Origin of the sequence: Phenylobacterium sp. (assembly GCF_037189685.1) — a bacterium.
In the GTDB taxonomy this organism is placed as follows: Bacteria; Pseudomonadota; Alphaproteobacteria; order Caulobacterales; family Caulobacteraceae; genus Phenylobacterium.
The window spans coordinates 183821-199548 of the sequence record NZ_JBBCIT010000001.1; the positions used below are offsets into that span (position 1 = coordinate 183821).

Sequence of the window (15728 nt, forward strand, 5' to 3'; positions counted from 1 at the left end):
GCCCTACCCCAGCCGCGCGATCGCCTCAGCCACCGCCTTCGTCTGTTCCAGCCCGACCATGTGGCCGGCCTCGGGGATCGAGACCAGCTCGGCGCCGGCGATCCCCTTCTTGAAGCCATGGGCGTAGACGGGCGGGATCAGCCGGTCGGAGTCGCCCCAGACGATCACCGTCTTCGCCCGGATGCGGTAGAGCCGCTGGCTCAGGCCCCGCTCGGGGATCGGGAACAGGATGCGGCCGGCCATGCCGAGCTGGCGCGCGTTCGTCACCAGATAGGTCTGGAGGAAGCCGGGATCGGTCACGTCACGCCCCGCGGTCAAAAGGGCCGCGCCGGCCTCGGCGTCGTGGAACAGCAGCGCCGGCATCTCGTAAGGCATCGTCGCGAAGAGGTCGGCGATGGGGTGCTCGTCGTCCCACAGGCCGGCGGGCGCGATCAGGCCCAGGCGCGAGACGTCGTTCGGCTGCACCGCCGCCATCTCGGCCGCGATCATGCCGCCCATGGAATGGCCGACGAGGATCGGGTCCTTCAGGCCGAGGGCGGCGACCACGTCCCAGGTGTGGAGCGTGAAGTCCAGCATGTCGCGGATTTCGGGCGCCTCCTCGGAGTCGCCGTAACCTGGGACGAGCGGGGCATGCACCCGATGGGATTTCGCCAGCTCGGCCAGCAGCGGGTCGTCCGCCGTGACGCCGCCCGCGCCGTGCAGGAACACGAGGTCGGGGCCGGAGCCGCCGACCAGGTAGCGGACCGGGACATGGTGCGTGGAGACGGTCTTGAGCTCGAACATCCTCGTCTCCTCACTCGGCCGGGATCGGGGCGCGGGCGGGCTCGGCCGGCAGCGAGCCGGCCTTGGCCAGCTTCGGCAACGGCTTGCACCAGAACCGGTCGTCGTCGGCATAGTCCGGGAACATGTTGCGCAGGTGCGGCATCACCTTCTCGGCGAACAGTCGGGTCGAATACATGCACTTGTCGGCGGGCATGTCGCCCACATGCATGAGACAGAAGATGTTGCCGACGTGCAGGCCCTTGATCAGGTCCTCCATCCGCTGGCGCACCGTCTCCGGAGAGCCCGCGATGACGTGGCCCTGTTCGGTCAGTTCCTCCCAGGTGAGCTGGGTGTATCCGCCCACCGGCGGCGCATACTGCGAGAGCGCCCCGGTCTGGATGGTCTTGATCGTGCGGTAGCCGGGGGCGTCGGCGAAGCCCGGATGGACGTGGAGGCAGCGGTTATAGAAGTAGCTGACGTGCTTCTCGTACAGCTTCTTGGCCTCGGCGTCGGTCTCGGCCACGCAGATCGTCTGGGCGAAGCCGGCGCGATAGGGGCTCTTGTCGGGGGCGCCCCGCTCCTCCACCCGGTCCCAGTACCCTTTCATGAGCGCCTTGGCCCGCAGGTAGCCCGAGAAGCTGAGGTAGGAATAGCTGTAGGTGTTGTCGATGCAGAAATCGTAGGTCTCGACCGAGCCGCCGCCGGGGATATGGATCGGCGGATGGGGCTGCTGGATGGGCCGGGGCCAGATGTTCACGTGGCGCAGCTTATTGTAGCGGCCGTTGAAGGCGAACGGGTCACGCTCGGTCCATGCCTTGATGATCAGGTCGTGGGCTTCCTGGTACTTCTCGCGCGTGAGGCTCGGAATCTGGCCGTAGCAGTAGTTGGTGTCCATCGAGGTGCCGACGGGGAAGCCCGCCACCAGCCGACCGCCCGAGATGCAGTCCAGCATCGCGAACTCCTCGGCCACGCGGACCGGCGGATTGTAGAGCGCGATGGAGTTGCCCAGCACGACGAGCGCCGCGTCGGTGGTACGCCGGGCGAGGCCCGCGGCGATGATGTTGGGGCTGGGCATGATGCCGTAGCCGTTCTGGTGGTGCTCGTTCACCCCGATGCCGTCGAACCCGAGGGTTCCGGCGTATTCGAGCAGGTCCATGTAGGTGTTGTAGACCTCGTGGCTCTTCGCCGGGTCGAACAGGCGCTGGTCGATGTCCACCCAGACCGAGCGGTTCTTCTCCCGGAAATCGTCCGGGAGGTAGGGCCACGGCATCAGGTTGAACCACGTGAACTTCATGGGCCGATCCTCCGTCCGCGTCCCGTCTGCTGCGGGATCGCTGAACAACGATAACCCATCTGGCCGCCGCGCCAAGCCGTCACCGCGCCGCCACGCAGACCATAGTAATTGTCGATATTATTTTCTGGAAAGATCGATTTGTTTTGTGGGCATGCGCATCCTACCTCTGGGTCCCCATCCGAGGAGGACGCCATGCAGATCGCCATGAAGACCGCGAGCTGGTCGGTGGTTCACATGACCGTCGCCATCGCCGTAGCGTATGCGCTCACGCGCAACTGGCAGGCCGCCCTGGCGGTGGGCCTCATCGAACCGATATTCCAGACCATCGCATTCGCCCTGCATGAGCGCGCCTGGAACCGCGCCCGGGCCCGCCGCACGCCGGCCGCGGTCCGGGCGCACGCCCATTGAACACGAAGGAGACGATCATGGCTGACGCCAAACAGGAGAAGGTGGCCGCAGGCCTCTCGAAGCTGCTCGCCGACACCTACGCGGTCTATCTGAAGACCCACGGCTATCACTGGAACGTCCGCGGCCCGAACTTCTCGTCGCTGCACAGCCTGTTCATGACCCACTACACCGAGATGTGGGGCGCGATCGACGTGATCGCCGAGCGCATCCGCGCGCTGGGCGCCCTGGCGCCCCAGGGCTACGCCGCGTTCGGCAAGCTGTCCGACATCAAGGACGGCGACCCGGCCAAGTCGGCCGAGGCGATGCTGAAGGAGCTGCTGGCCGACCACGAGGCGCTGATCGCCTCGGCCAAGGCCGCCCGCGAGGACGCCGACGACGTCACCGCCGCCGTCATCGACGACCGCATCGACGCCCACCAGAAGCACGCCTGGATGATCCGCGCGACGCTGGGATGAATAACCCTGGAGGGCCACGGCGAGCCGTGGCCCTCCAAAAAGGAGTCCAAGCTTGGCAGCAGCGCTCGAATATGAGTGCTATTTGATTGTATTTATAGAACTTTCATCGCGACTCACATCTAGTGGCCCCGAAGGGCGCGGCCGGGTTCTGGCCGCGCATCGGAACGAGAGGTCGCGCATGAAGGCATCGTCCCAATTCCGCAGGCAACTGGAAGGCTATGGGCTGACCACGGCCGAAATCCTATACTGGATGCCCGACCACCCCAGCCTGTTGCAGAGCTATGTCTGGCAGGACTACGACCTGTTTCCCGAGTTCCCCACGCTGCGGACGTTCCTGGACTTCTGGGCCCGTACGCTGGATGGGCCGCTGTTCCGGGTGACGGTGGGCCACAACCGCCTGATCCGGCCTGCCGAACTCAAGGCGATCGACGCCGAGTTCCGTCTCAGCTGAGCGCCGCGCTCGACAATCGCCGAATCCGCATGGAGTGATGGCGGCGTGAAGTTTCCCGTCGCCCTCGCGCCCGCCCTGGCCTCCGCAGCGCCCGTCCTCGCCGCGCTCGGCGCATTGTTGCTCGCCGGCTGCGACACCGCCCCCCAGCGGGCGGATTGTCCCGCCGCCAAGGTCTGCCTGGAGTACGGCAACAACTCCGAGCCCCAGACACTGGACCCCCACAAGGCCAACCTGGTGGACGAGGCGGCGATCATCAGCGACCTGATGATGGGCCTGACCACCGACGCGCCCGACGCCACGCCCATGCCGGGCGGCGCCACCCACTGGGAAACGACGCCCGACGGCCTGGTCTGGACGTTCCACCTGCGCGAGGCGAAGTGGTCGGACGGCGTTCCCGTGACGGCGGACGACTTCGTGTTCGGTCTCCAGCGGGCGCTCGACCCCAAGACCGCGTCGATCTACGCCTACCTGTTGTACCTCCTGAAGAACGGCCAGGCGGTGAACGAGGGCAAGGCGCCGCTCAGCGCGCTGGGCGTGCGCGCGCTCGATCCGCGCACCGTCGAGATCACCCTCGAACACCCCGCGCCCTACCTGCCCGAGATGCTCAAGCACCAGAGCTTCTATCCCGCGCCCAAGCACGTGGTGGAGAAATACGGCGACGACTGGGTGCGGCCGGGCCGCTATGTCTCCAACGGCCCGTATCGGCTGGTCGCCTGGCGCCTGGGCGACCACATCTCGGTCGAGAAGAACCCCCACTTTTGGGAAGCCGACAAGGTCTGCCTCGATCGGGTGAACTACTATCCCACGCCCGACGTCGTGACCGCCGAGCGGCGGGTCGCCCGCGGCGAACTGGACGTGAACACCCGCTTCCAGTCGAACCGCTATCCGCGGCTGCAACAGACCATGCCGGGGTACGCCCGCACCGGCGTGGCCCTGGCCGTCTCCTACCTCTCGTTCAACACGCGCGACGTGGCGGCCTTCAAGGACGTGCGCGTCCGCCGCGCGCTGTCGATGGCGGTGGACCGCGAGTTCATCACCGGGAAGCTGCTGCGCGCGGGCCAGGAACCGGCCTATTCGTTCGTGCCGCCGATCACCGCGGGCCACGTGCAGACGGACGGGCCGCGCCTGAAGTGGGCCGGGATGCCCTTCGACCAGCGGCAGGCCGAGGCGCGACGCCTGCTGGCCGAGGCCGGGTTCACGACGCGGCGTCCGCTGCGCATCACGATCACCTCGGCCAACAACACCGACACGCTTCTGCTGATGGAGGCCGTGCAGGCCGACTGGCGCGCGGTGGGCGTCGAGGTGAAGCTGGAGCAGAACGAGGCGGGCGTGGCCTTCGCCGCCTATCGCAACCGCGCCTTCCAGGTCGGCTCGATGAGCTGGTTCGCCGACTTCAACGATCCCACGACCTTCCTGGGGCTCTTCAAGTCGGACACGGGCGCCCAGAACTACGGCGACTACAAGAATCCGGCCTACGACGCCCTGCTCCTGGCCGCCGACAACGAGCCTGATCTCGAGCGGCGGGCCCGGATCCTCGCGGAGGCGGAGCAGCTCGTCCTGGACGACGAGGCCACCATCCCGATCTTCTTCGTGGTGAACCGCAACCTCGTAAGTCCCCGCGTGACCGGCTGGGTGGACAACCCGCCCAACTATCACCGCACACGCTGGCTGTGCCTCGACCGCTGAGGCTCGCCCCCACGGCCACAGGGTTTCCGCCCGGTCCTGCGTAATCCCGAAGGACGGATTGGGATGACGGATTGGGATGACAGGGGTCTGCGCGCCGACCATGGTGCGCACCGTCTGGGCCCAAGGGCTGAGCACAGGGGGCGTCGAGGTGGTGAAAGGGTCTGCGGCCGGCGCGAGCCTGGTCGTCTTCGTCTGTTTCCTGATCGCGGCCATCGAGGGCTACGACATCCAGGCCTTCGGCGTGGCCGCGCCGAAGATGGCGCCGGAGCTCGGGCTCGACCCGTCGCAGCTCGGGTGGGGCGGCAGCGCCGCCATGATCGGCCTCGTGATCGGCGCCTTCGCCGGCGGCTGGCTTGCCGACCGGTTCGGGCGCAAGCCGGTGCTCGTGGGCTCGGTCGCCCTGTTCGGCGTGTTCTCGATCGTCACCGCGACGGCCGGCTCGTACGAGGCCCTGCTGTGGGCTCGGCTGGCCACCGGCCTGGGATTCGGCGGCGCCATGCCCAACCTCATCGCCGTGGCGGTCGAGATCGCCCGGCCCGAGCGGCGCGCCGCGACGGTGGCGGCGATGTTCTGCGGCATGCCGGTCGGCGGCGCGACCGCCGCCCTGGTGGCGCGCCTCGCGGGCGACGGGCTGGACTGGCGGATGATCTTCCTGGCGGGCGGCCTGGCGCCGCTGCTCCTGATCCCGGTGATCCTCAAGTTCCTGCCCGAGACCCGCCCCGCGCCGGACCCCGCCGCCGACCGCAATCTGGCCCGCGCCCTCTTCACGGAAGGCCGGGCGGCGCCCACCGTGCTCGTCTGGCTGGCGTTCATGCTGACCCTGGTGGTCCTCTATCTGGCGCTCAACTGGCTCCCGACGCTGGTCATCGACAAGGGCCTCCCGGCGTCAGAAGGGTTCGCCGCCGCGATGGCCTTCAACGCCGCCGGGGTCATAGGCTCCCTGGCGATGGGCGCGGTCACCGACCGGTTCGGCTGGCGCTGGCCGCTCGCGGCGTCCTATCTCGCGCTGGCGGCGGCGATGGCGGGGCTGGCCTGGGCGGACTCGCCGGCCAGCATCCTTTCTCTGTCGGCCGCCGCAGGGTTCCTGGTCCTGGGCGCCCAGTTCTCGCTCTACGCCGTCGCGCCCATGCTCTACCCCGCCCACCTGCGCGCGGCCGGCGCCGGCGCGGCCGTCGGCGTCGGCCGCCTGGGGTCGATCTTCGGACCGCTCATCGCCGGCGAACTGCGGGGAGCCGGCGCCTCGCCCGGCGACGTCTTCATGTCGATGGCGCCGGTGGGCCTCGGCGCGGCCCTGATCCTGCTGCTTCTGGCCCGGGCGGCGAAGAGGAGGGCCGACTGACCGGCCCCGTCCTGCAAAGCCCGGTCTTGCAAAGCCCGGTCTTGCAAACAAGAATGCGAATGACTCGCATCTAGCGCTGCGCTATAGGCGCCCCTCGCAATCCATCGGGGACCGCATGCGCGCAACGACATCTCTCACCGCCCTGATCGGCGCCGCCGTCACCACCCCTGTCCTGGTCACGCCCGCGCTGGCCGACGAAGCCTCGCCGGCGCGCGAGGTCAGCGAGGTGGTGGTCACCGCGGCGCGGACCATCCTGCCCGCCAACGCCCTGCCGCTGACCATCGAGGTGATCGACAAGTCGGCGCTCGACCAGCAGGTGACGATCTCGGGCTCGGTGGTCGACGCGGTCGCGGCCCTCACGCCGTCGTTCTCGCCGACGCGGCAGAAGATGTCGGGCGCGGGCGAGACCCTGCGGGGCCGCTCGCCGCTGTACGCCATCAACGGCATTCCGCAGTCGACTCCGCTGCGCGACGGCTCGCGCGACGGCTTCACCATCGACCCGTTCTTCGTGGACCGCGTCGAGGTGATCTACGGCTCCAACGCCCTCCAGGGCATCGGCGGCGCCGGCGGCATCGTGAACCAGGTGACGGTCGGGGCGCCGCGCGACGAGGGCTTCTCCGGCCGCGCGCTCGTCCAGGCCCTCGCCGACAGTGGCTTCCACGGCGACGGCTATGGCCACAAGGCCGCGGGCCTCGCCAGCTGGAGGGGCGGCGCCTTCGACGCCACGTTCGGCGCAGCCTTCGAGAGCCGCGGCGCCTACTACGACGGCAAGGGCCGCCGGGTCGGCTTCGACGCCGCGCAGGGTGAGACCCAGGACAGCGACAGTTGGTCGCTCTTCGGCCGCTTCGGCTACGCCCCCCGCGAAACCGGCCGGGTCGACCTGATCCTCAGCCGCTTCCAGATCGCCGGCGACGGCGACTACGTGAGCGTGGCGGGAAACCGCACGACGGGTGTTCCCTCCACATCGGTCCGCGGGGTCCAGCCCACCAAGGCGGCCCGGAGCCGCACCGAGAGCGCGGCTCTGTCCTATGTGGACGACGACGTCTGGGGCGGCCACCTGTCGACGCAGGCGTTCTGGAACCGCACGCACGACCTGTTCGGCGGCGACGTCAACGCCACCTTCCAGGACGCCCGCCTCGCGCCCCTGGGCACGCTGCTGGACCAGTCCGAGAACCGTTCCCGCAAGCTGGGCGCCAAGTTCAGCTACGAGCGCGAGGTCCCCGGCCTGGAGGCGCTGACGGCCACCCTGGGGCTGGACCTGCTGAAGGACCGCACCGTCCAGGCCCTGGTCCTCACCGACCGCGCCTGGGTGCCGCCCACCGACTACCGCAGCATCGCGCCCTTCGTGCAGGGCAACCTCGCGCTGTTCGACAAGAAGCTGCGCCTGGCCGGCGGCCTGCGGCACGAGAAGGTCCGCATCAAGGTGGACGACTTCACGACCCTGGCGTCCTACGGCTCGCGCTTCGTCTCGGGCGGGGCGCCCGAGTTCTCCGACACCCTGTTCAACGCCGGGGCCATCGTGGAGCCGGTCGCGGGCGTCCGGGCCTATGTCAGCTACGCCGAGGGCTACACCGTTCCCGACGTCGGCCGCATCACCCGCTCGATCAACGTCAACGGGATCGACATCGACGACTACCTCGACATCAGCCCGATCGTCTCGAACAACCGGGAGGTGGGGCTGGAGTTCAATCGCGGCGGCATCAGCGCCAGCGCCGGCTACTTCTGGTCCACCAGCACCAAGGGCCAGCTCCTGGTCCTGGTCGGCACGGTCTTCGAGGTCCAGCGCCAGCGGGTCGAGATCGAAGGGCTGGAGTTGAACGTCACCGCCCGCACGCCCATCGAGGGCCTGACGGTCCAGGCCGGCTACGCCGACCTGAAGGGCCGCGCCGATTCCAACGGCGACGGCCGTGTCGACATCGACCTGGACGGCGCGAACATCAGTCCCGACCGCTTCACCGCGTCGGCCAACTATGTCCGCGGCGCCTGGACCAGCCGGCTTCAGGTGGGCCGCTACATTCCCCGCAGCTTCGACGGCTCGGACCCGCGCAACGACTTCGAGGGCTATACCCTGGTCGACGCCTCGGTGCGCTACGACGGCGGCGCATGGGGGGCGGTGACGTTGGCGGTCGCCAACCTGTTCGACGAGTTCTACATCGACTACAACACCGACACGACGCAGCCGACCAACAACGCCCGCTTCTTCTCGGGCCGCGGCCGGACCTTCACCCTCTCGTGGGACCACCGCTTCTGATGCGGCTCGTCGACCTCCTGCACCGCTGGACCGGCGGCCTGATCGGCCTCCTGCTGGCGGTGCTGGGGCTCAGCGGCGCGGTTCTCGCCCACAAGGACGCCTGGATCGGCGTTCCCGGCGCGCGCGACGCCCAGGTTCAGGACACCGCCGCCCTGGCCGCCGCCGCCCAGCGGCTGCTGGCCGAGCCGGAGACCCGCCCCCGCAGCATCGTCTTCGCCACCCGCGACTTCGGCCTCGACACCCTGAGCTATTTCGACGGCGGAGGCGGCTACGCCCGCCAGGACGGAACCGTCGTGACGCGCTGGGCCGGCAAGTGGGAGCGGCCCGAGATCTGGCTGTTCGACCTGCACCACCATCTTCTTGCCGGCGACACCGGCGAGATCGTCGCGGGGATCGCAGGCCTCGCCGGGCTGGGGTTCGTGATCACCGGCCTGATCCTGTGGTGGCCGCTGCGCCGCAACTTCGAATTCCGGGCCTGGCCGAAGCGGATGACGCGTTTCCCCATCCTGCGCCATCACCGCGACTGGGGCGCCCTGCTGTCGCCGATCCTCGCCGTCTCGCTGGTCACCGGGACCATCATGATCTTCCGGCCGGTCGCGGACCTCGTCCTGGGGCCAGGCGCCGCCGCGGAGGTGACCGCTGCGTTCAAGCCCCCGCCCCCACGCAAGGCCGCGCTGGCGGACAACCCCGACTGGGCCGGAATGATCACCACGGCGCGGCGGCTCTATCCCGACGCCGAGGTGCGGATACTCTCCCTGCCGCGCGGAGACGGCGGATATGTGAGCCTCAGGCTGCGCCAGCCCGAGGAGTGGCTGCCCAACGGGCGCACCACGCTCTGGTTCGCCGCCGACACCGGCGAACTGGCCCACGTCCGCGACGCCCTGAAGCTCGCGCCCCGGGCCCAGGCCTACAACGCCCTCTACCCGATCCATGCGGCCAAGGTCGGCGGCCTGCCCTATCGCCTGCTCATCACCTTGTGCGGTCTCGCGCTGGGCGTCTTCGGGACACTCACCTTCTGGACCTTCTGGTTCACCCGCAAGACCCCCAGGCGGCGGCTCGCGACAGCCTGACACCTTCGTGAACGCCGCAAGGGCGGCGCTTGTTTTCAAGCTCGGCCGATACGGGCCAGGATACGGGCAAGGAGTTCAGCGTATGCGTCCGATCCCAGCTCTCGCCGCCGCGGGCCTCGTCGCGGCCGGCCTCGCCTTCGTCCTCCCGGCGACCGCCCAGCCCCAGCCGCGCGTCCCGTCCATCGTCATGGACCACCTCAAGAGCCTGGAGGCGCGCTGCCGCGCCGCCGGCGGCCAGCCGGGCGGCGGGCGGTTCATCGTGGCGCAGGACTTCACCGGAGACCGCCGGCCCGACTACCTCGTCTCGGAAGGCGACTACATCTGCACCGGCCGTCCCAATCTCTTCCGTGAGAACGGCGAGGCGCAGGTCGACATCTTCGTCACCGACGCCAGCGGCCAGGCGCCGCGTGTGTTCGCCGACAAGCTCATCGGCTTCCGCGTGCTGGCGGGAACGCCGGCCAAGATCCAGATCGCGCGCCGCGGCGCCGTCTGCGGCCCCGGCGCGGCCCCCACGACGCAATGCGCGACCCAGCTCGCCTGGAACGGACATTCGTTCGGCGCGGGTGTCTCGGTGAGCGACGCCGACCGCGCCGGTCCTGCGACCGCCGCACCTGCCGGGGGCGCCGCGGGCGCGGCCCCGGCCGGCGAGACCGAGGCCGCCTTCCTGGCGCGCTGCCGGCAAGAGCTTGTCTCCCGCGACGCCGGCGCCGCCCGCTGGGCCGACGAGGAATGCCGGGAACGCTGGAAGCACATCCTGGCCTCCCGTCCCGCGGCCGACGCGCTGATGGCCGCCCTGCCAGCCCCGGGACAGCGGCCGGCCGTCGCCGAGCTCAAGGCCCGCATGACCGGGGTCCGGTGGGCGGCGCAGGCGCCGCGCGGGATGCTCGCAACGGGGCGCCTGGGCGGGCTCGAGGCGTTCGTCGAAGGCGCCGGCGCGCCCACGGGAATCGGCGTTTCATGGAACGCGACCGGCGCGGAAATCCCCTACGACGTGGTCGGCGCGTTGCGGACGCGCGGCGCCCAGGTGACCGAGATGGCGTGCGAGACACTGGGCGTGGGCGAAGGCGAACGGCGCTACGCCGGGAGCCTCCCTGGGCGCGCGCCCTTCACGATCATCGTGAACCAGCGCACGGCGCCGACCGGCGGCGCGATGAGCTTCTACAGCGCCACGCTGTCCCTGGACGGCCGTCATCCGCCGCGCGGCAGTACGGCGGGTTGCAACTTCTAGCGCCGTTGGCCTGCACCGTCGCGGGCCGCGGGAGTGAGGGGCGCGGGAGTGAGGGCCGCGGGGCCGCCAAACTTTGGCCTGCTGTCTCCCGCAAACCCCGTCTCGTCCGACAGACCGGCCGGAGACGGCGCAGCACGCCTTGGAGCCCTTGATTTCCCGCACGCCTCCCCCGCCGCCGGACGGCCCGGATGGTCGCCTCTCCGCCACCATAGGCATCGCCCGGGTGCTGTGCGTCCTGGGGATCGTCTACGTCCATGCCTGGACCGGCCTGGACGGCGCGGCGCTGGCCAGGCTGAACGACACGCCGCAGGGCCTGCTGCGCTGGGCGCTGATCGAACTCCTGGGCCGAGGCGCCGTCCCCCTCCTCAGCATCATCGCCGGGTGGCTGGTCGCGGCTTCGCTGACGCGGCGGGGCTGGGGCGCCTTCCTCACCGACAAGGCGCGCTCGATCCTCGCGCCGATGGTCCTGTGGAACGCCCTGGCCTTGATCCTCGTTTCGGGCGCGGCCTTCGCCGGCTGGATTCAGGCCCCGACGCCGGCAAGCTGGTGGTGGACGATCGACGAACTCTTCTGCCTGGCCACGCCGAACGACATCAACGTCCAGACGCCGTTCCTGCGCGACCTCTTCGTCTGCATGGTCCTGGCGATCGCCCTGGTCCGGCTGCCAAGCCCCCTGTTGCTGGCCATCGCCGGGCTTGCGCTCGCCTGGTCCCTGTCGAGCATCTCGTTCCTCCTGTTGCTGCGCCCCTCGATCCTCCTGTTCTTCATCCTGGGAATCCTGACCCGCCGGCACGGCCTCGCCATCCCCCTGGCGGCGACACCCCTGTTCCGGGTGACGATCGCCTACGTCGCCCTCGCCGGGCTCCAGATCTGGCTGGAGACGCGGGGGATCGACGCCGGGGTCGACCACCCTGCCCTCATGGCCGCCGTCGATCTGGCCACGCGTTTCACGACCGCGCTGTTCTTCTGGTCGATCGCCTGGCGCCTCGCGGCCAGCCGGGCCGCCGGCGCCCTGCTGCGCCTCGAGCCTTACGCCTTCCTGATGTTCTGCTCGCACCTGATCCTGATGTGGCTGGCGGGGCCGGCGATCGGCGCGCTGAGCGGCCCCCTGGGCTCGCCGCTGTATCCCGCCTTCCTGCTGCTTCAGCCGCTGCTCGTCCTGGCGGCGACACGGCTCCTGGGCGCCGGCCTGAAGGCCGTGGCGCCGCCGGCGGCGAAGCTGCTCAGCGGCGGCCGGCTCGCGTCCGCCGCGCGGACATAGCCCGCAGCGGTGCAGCCGCCGATCCTCGCGAAGCTCCGGGCTGCTCCGAAGCGCAGGGCCGGCCTATCGGCCAGGATGCGCCAACCGTGGTGGAATGGCGGAGAGGGAGGGATTCGAACCCTCGATACCCTTGCGAGTATGCCGCATTTCGAGTGCGGTGCTTTCAACCACTCAGCCACCTCTCCGACGGGCTGCGCGGCGCGGGGGTCACCGCGCCGGCTGAGCGAGCGGCGGAACTAACCCATCCGCCCGCGGGGGGCAAGCGGCGGATCGCCACCCATGTCCGGCCGCGGCCTGTCGCCTGGCGGCCCACCGCTCGGGAAGGAGTCCGGCGACTCGCGCATCCACCCCCGAGACTGCGCCGTAACAACGCTATCTGGCACGGCCCGTGCAGCGCGGCGGCCGAAGTGCACGCGTAATGTCTCAAACCGGAACGGGCTCCGCTGGGGCCGGCTCAATGACACGGACCTGGAAAAAATGAAGATCCGCAACCTCCTGCTCGCCGCCGTCGCCGTTTCGGCCATCGCCGGCACGGCCTCGGCCGCGGTCTCGGTGAACGTGACCAGCTACTTCGACCCCGACCTGCTGCCGACCGGCCAGGTGCTGCTGGCCGACTTCAACAATCCCGGCGCCCCGGAAACCGTGCTGCTGGCCGGCTACACCCTGACGCTCAGCGGCGCGACCGTCGGCGTGGGCGAGGGCGACGCGGGCTACTCCGGCACCCTGCCGAACGACCCGACCAACTACCTGACCGTCCCGGGCGGCGCCACGGCCACCTTCACCTCGGTCTCGGGATTCAAGGCCTTCAGCCTCTACATGGGCTCGCCCGACACCTACAACTCGATCCGCTTCATCGGCGACGGCTTCGACGAGATCGTCTCGGGCGCCAACCTGTTCGGCGGCGACTCCAGCCAGGACTGGAACTGGGGCGCCCGCGTCAACTTCAGCTTCGGCGGCGCCGTGGTGAAGCAGGTCATCCTGAGCTCGAGCGCCAACTCGTTCGAGGTCGACAACGCCGCCGTGGCCGCCGTGCCGGAGCCGGCCACATGGGCCATGATGATCATGGGCTTCGGCGCCGCCGGCGCGGTGCTGCGTCAGCGCCGCCGCGTGGTGGGCGCGACCTTCGCGTAGGAACACCGAGTGTACCCGCCGGCCGGCCTCTCTCCCCGGCCGGCGCTTCGAGGACCCCCCGCCAGAGCCCGGCGGGGGGTTTTTCGTGTTCGGAGGCTCAATCGCCGTTGCGCACCAGGTCGAAGAACTCCTGGCGCGTGCGGGGATCGTCGCGGACGTCGCCCAGCAGGGTGCTCGTGGTGAGTTTCGAGCCGGGCGTGTTCACGCCGCGCATGGTCATGCAACTGTGCTCGGAGACGATCACCACGCCCACGCCCTTGGGCTTCAGCACGTCCTGGATCGCCTCGGCGATCTCGGCGGTCAGCTTCTCCTGGATCTGCAGCCGTCGCGCGAAGCCGTGGACCACGCGGGCCAGCTTCGAGATCCCCACCACCCGGTCGTTCGGCAGGTAGCCCACGTGGGCGCGACCCAGGAACGGCAGCATGTGGTGCTCGCAGAAGCTCACCACCCGGATGTCCTTGAGAATCACCAGCTCGTCATATCCGCCCACCTCCTCGAAGGTGCGCTCGAGGTAGCCGCGAGGATCGGTCCCATAGCCGGCGAACAGCTCGCCATAGGCCTTCACCACCCGCCGCGGCGTGTCGAGCAGCCCCTCCCGGTCGGGGTCGTCGCCCGCCCATTCGATCAACGTGCGCACCGCCGCCAGCGCGTCGGCCTCGGTGGGCTTGCTCGTCTTGTCCTGGGCCATCGTCCCTCCGGCTTCAAAGTCTCAAACGATCGGTCCCCGCCAAGGTTCAGAGGCGCGTGACAGTCGGGACCGGGATCACTAGGTTCCGCGCCTTTCCGACCCCTCACATCCAGTTTAAAGGCTTGGCCATGGCCGATGACGCGACCGCCCACTCCGACGTCCTGAACGCGACCGCCCAGGGACAGCTCAAGAGCATCATCGAGCGCGTCGAGCGGCTCGAACAGGAGAAGGCCGAGATCGCCGAGCAGATCAAGGAGGTCTTCGCCGAAGCCAAGGGCAACGGCTTCGACGTCAAGGTCCTCCGCAAGGTGATCCGTATCCGCAAGCAGGACCGCGCCAAGCGGCAGGAGGAGGAAGCGATCCTCGACCTCTACCTCTCGGCGATCGGGGAGATTTGAGGAAGAAGCCCACCGCTTCGCCCCTCGTGGCGCGGAAGGCGGCGACCCGACGCGCCGCCCTCAACGCCCTGAAACGCGCCCGCCGCGCAGCCGACAGGGCCGGCGTCGAGCTCTCCGACTGGGAGGGCGAGTTCCTCACCGACGTGGGCGAGCGGGTGAAGACGTACGGCCGCGCGTTCGGCGACCCCGAGAAGGGCGCGCCGGGCCAGGCCCTCTCGTTGATGCAGGCCCGCAAGCTCAGGGAGATCACCGCCAAGGCCAAGGGCGCCGCCGCGCCGGGCCGCCCCGTGCGGCGGCGACCGCCGAAGGGCTGAACGCGCGTTAACCGGCCTTTTTCACCAAGTCTTCGGCGCCCGCGCCCTACGCTGGCGCGATGGTGGCGTGCGGAGAGGCCGTGAAGGTCCGGAACACCCTGATGACGGCGCTGGCGCTGTGCCTTCTGGCGGGTCCCGCCGCGGCGCAGAGCGGCGGCGCGCACGCCCGCTTTTCCGCGATCATGGACGAGGTGTTCGGCCCCGGCGCATGGCGGATGACCGGCGGCTACCGCACCCCCGAGCGCGAAGACCAGCTCCGCGCCCAGGGCGCCGCCACGGTCCGTCCGGGCGGGGTGTCACGCCACTCCCTGGGCACGCCGGCCGCCCCCGGCGCCTACGACCTGGTGGTGGCCGGTCTCAGTCCTCATCAGGCCGCGGAACGCCTGAGGCGCGCCGGCGCGCCCTTCGCCCGCTACCAGCCGAAGGGCGCCCACGGGACCCAGGGACCGCACCTCCACCTGGAGCCCTGGTCCTTCGATCTGCGCGCGTCCGGCCCGGCCGGTTGGCCGTCGATCCTTCAGGCCCGCCACACCCCGTCCCGATCCTATCGCGCCGATGCGACGCCCGGCCTCCCCGTCGTGACCGAAGGGCTTCGCCGCGCGGCCCGCGCTCCCGAGGCCGAGGCCGCCGCCGCGCCGATCGAGGACGCCTCCCCGTTTCCGGGACTGGCGGCGCTGCGGGTCCGCGCCCTGCGCGACGATCCCGAGGCGCAGCTTCGACTCGCGCGGGCCTATGCCGAAGGTGACGGCGCCCCGAGGAACCTGGCCGAAGCCATGACCTGGATGGAACTGGCGGCCGGCAATCCGAAGGCGACCGCCGAGGCGCAGGCCGAGGCCCGCACCGCCCTGGCCCGGATGAAACGCCGGCGCCAGGCCGACCGCGAGGCGGACCTGCTCCATGTCGCCCAGGCCGGGCCGGGCCGTGGAGGCGTCGGCTCCGATCGCCGGGGCGTCATCGTCATCCCCTGAAACAGACGGGCCGCCCATTGCCAG

The 15728-nt window shown here is 70.1% G+C and carries 16 protein-coding genes and 1 tRNA gene; 13 read left to right on the forward strand and 4 right to left on the reverse strand.

The genetic code is table 11. From position 1 onward, the window contains the following. Positions 1-3: 3 nt before the first annotated feature. Both WG212_RS00860 and WG212_RS00865 read right to left on the reverse strand, forming a co-directional pair. Positions 4-783: an alpha/beta fold hydrolase gene (locus WG212_RS00860; RefSeq protein WP_337185165.1), complete on the reverse strand. Its 780-nt coding sequence runs from the start codon at positions 781-783 to the stop codon at positions 4-6. A gap of 10 nt (positions 784-793) precedes the next feature. Further along, complete coding sequence (locus tag WG212_RS00865) at positions 794-2056, reverse strand: LLM class flavin-dependent oxidoreductase (RefSeq protein ID WP_337185166.1); 1263 nt, start codon at positions 2054-2056, stop codon at positions 794-796. Between the two features lie 192 nt (positions 2057-2248). Here WG212_RS00865 and WG212_RS00870 point away from each other — a divergent pair, with 192 nt between their 5' ends. The 9 genes from WG212_RS00870 (at position 2249) to WG212_RS00910 (ending at position 12205) form a co-directional block, all read left to right on the forward strand. Further along, positions 2249-2464 carry a DUF2061 domain-containing protein gene (locus tag WG212_RS00870; protein ID WP_337185167.1) on the forward strand — a complete coding sequence of 72 codons (216 nt, stop codon included), beginning with the start codon at positions 2249-2251 and terminating at the stop codon, positions 2462-2464. 17 nt (positions 2465-2481) lie between these two features. Beyond that, the gene (locus WG212_RS00875) at positions 2482-2919 is read left to right on the forward strand and encodes a Dps family protein (RefSeq protein WP_337185168.1); all 438 of its coding nucleotides are present in this window, start codon (positions 2482-2484) and stop codon (positions 2917-2919) included. A 178-nt stretch (positions 2920-3097) separates the two neighbouring features. Beyond that, positions 3098-3370: an usg protein gene (locus WG212_RS00880; RefSeq protein ID WP_337185169.1), complete on the forward strand. Its 273-nt coding sequence runs from the start codon at positions 3098-3100 to the stop codon at positions 3368-3370. A 45-nt stretch (positions 3371-3415) separates the two neighbouring features. Then, entirely contained in the window at positions 3416-5056 is a 1641-nt protein-coding gene (locus tag WG212_RS00885) for a peptide ABC transporter substrate-binding protein (RefSeq protein WP_337185170.1), read from the forward strand. 76 nt (positions 5057-5132) lie between these two features. Then, positions 5133-6395, forward strand: coding sequence for a 3-(3-hydroxy-phenyl)propionate transporter MhpT (gene mhpT / locus WG212_RS00890; protein ID WP_337185171.1), 1263 nt, complete (start codon positions 5133-5135; stop codon positions 6393-6395). 115 nt (positions 6396-6510) lie between these two features. Next, positions 6511-8646, forward strand: a complete 2136-nt coding sequence (locus WG212_RS00895) for a TonB-dependent receptor (RefSeq protein WP_337185172.1) — start codon at positions 6511-6513, stop codon at positions 8644-8646. After that, entirely contained in the window at positions 8646-9716 is a 1071-nt protein-coding gene (locus tag WG212_RS00900) for a PepSY-associated TM helix domain-containing protein (RefSeq protein ID WP_337185173.1), read from the forward strand. Before WG212_RS00895 ends, WG212_RS00900 begins: the two co-directional genes overlap by 1 nt. Before the next feature lie 82 nt (positions 9717-9798). Further along, on the forward strand, positions 9799-10944 hold the full coding sequence (locus WG212_RS00905; protein ID WP_337185174.1) for a hypothetical protein: 1146 nt from the start codon (positions 9799-9801) through the stop codon (positions 10942-10944). A 139-nt stretch (positions 10945-11083) separates the two neighbouring features. Further along, complete coding sequence (locus WG212_RS00910; RefSeq protein WP_337185175.1) at positions 11084-12205, forward strand: acyltransferase; 1122 nt, start codon at positions 11084-11086, stop codon at positions 12203-12205. A gap of 95 nt (positions 12206-12300) precedes the next feature. On the opposite strand, the gene WG212_RS00915 is transcribed toward WG212_RS00910, so the two are convergent. Next, positions 12301-12390 (reverse strand) — tRNA-Ser (locus WG212_RS00915). A 292-nt stretch (positions 12391-12682) separates the two neighbouring features. Here WG212_RS00915 and WG212_RS00920 point away from each other — a divergent pair. Further along, positions 12683-13336: a PEPxxWA-CTERM sorting domain-containing protein gene (locus WG212_RS00920; RefSeq protein WP_337185176.1), complete on the forward strand. Its 654-nt coding sequence runs from the start codon at positions 12683-12685 to the stop codon at positions 13334-13336. 97 nt (positions 13337-13433) lie between these two features. Here the strand turns inward: WG212_RS00920 and folE are convergent, their stop codons facing one another. Beyond that, positions 13434-14024: a GTP cyclohydrolase I FolE gene (folE, locus tag WG212_RS00925; RefSeq protein WP_337185177.1), complete on the reverse strand. Its 591-nt coding sequence runs from the start codon at positions 14022-14024 to the stop codon at positions 13434-13436. A gap of 128 nt (positions 14025-14152) precedes the next feature. On the opposite strand from folE, the gene WG212_RS00930 reads away from it, so the two are divergent. The 3 genes from WG212_RS00930 (at position 14153) to WG212_RS00940 (ending at position 15704) form a co-directional block, all read left to right on the forward strand. Next, positions 14153-14422: a DUF2312 domain-containing protein gene (locus WG212_RS00930; RefSeq protein ID WP_293375698.1), complete on the forward strand. Its 270-nt coding sequence runs from the start codon at positions 14153-14155 to the stop codon at positions 14420-14422. A 26-nt stretch (positions 14423-14448) separates the two neighbouring features. After that, positions 14449-14736, forward strand: coding sequence for a hypothetical protein (locus WG212_RS00935; protein WP_337185243.1), 288 nt, complete (start codon positions 14449-14451; stop codon positions 14734-14736). An 80-nt stretch (positions 14737-14816) separates the two neighbouring features. Next, the gene (locus WG212_RS00940) at positions 14817-15704 is read left to right on the forward strand and encodes a hypothetical protein (protein ID WP_337185178.1); all 888 of its coding nucleotides are present in this window, start codon (positions 14817-14819) and stop codon (positions 15702-15704) included. The last annotated feature ends 24 nt before the right edge of the window (positions 15705-15728 follow it).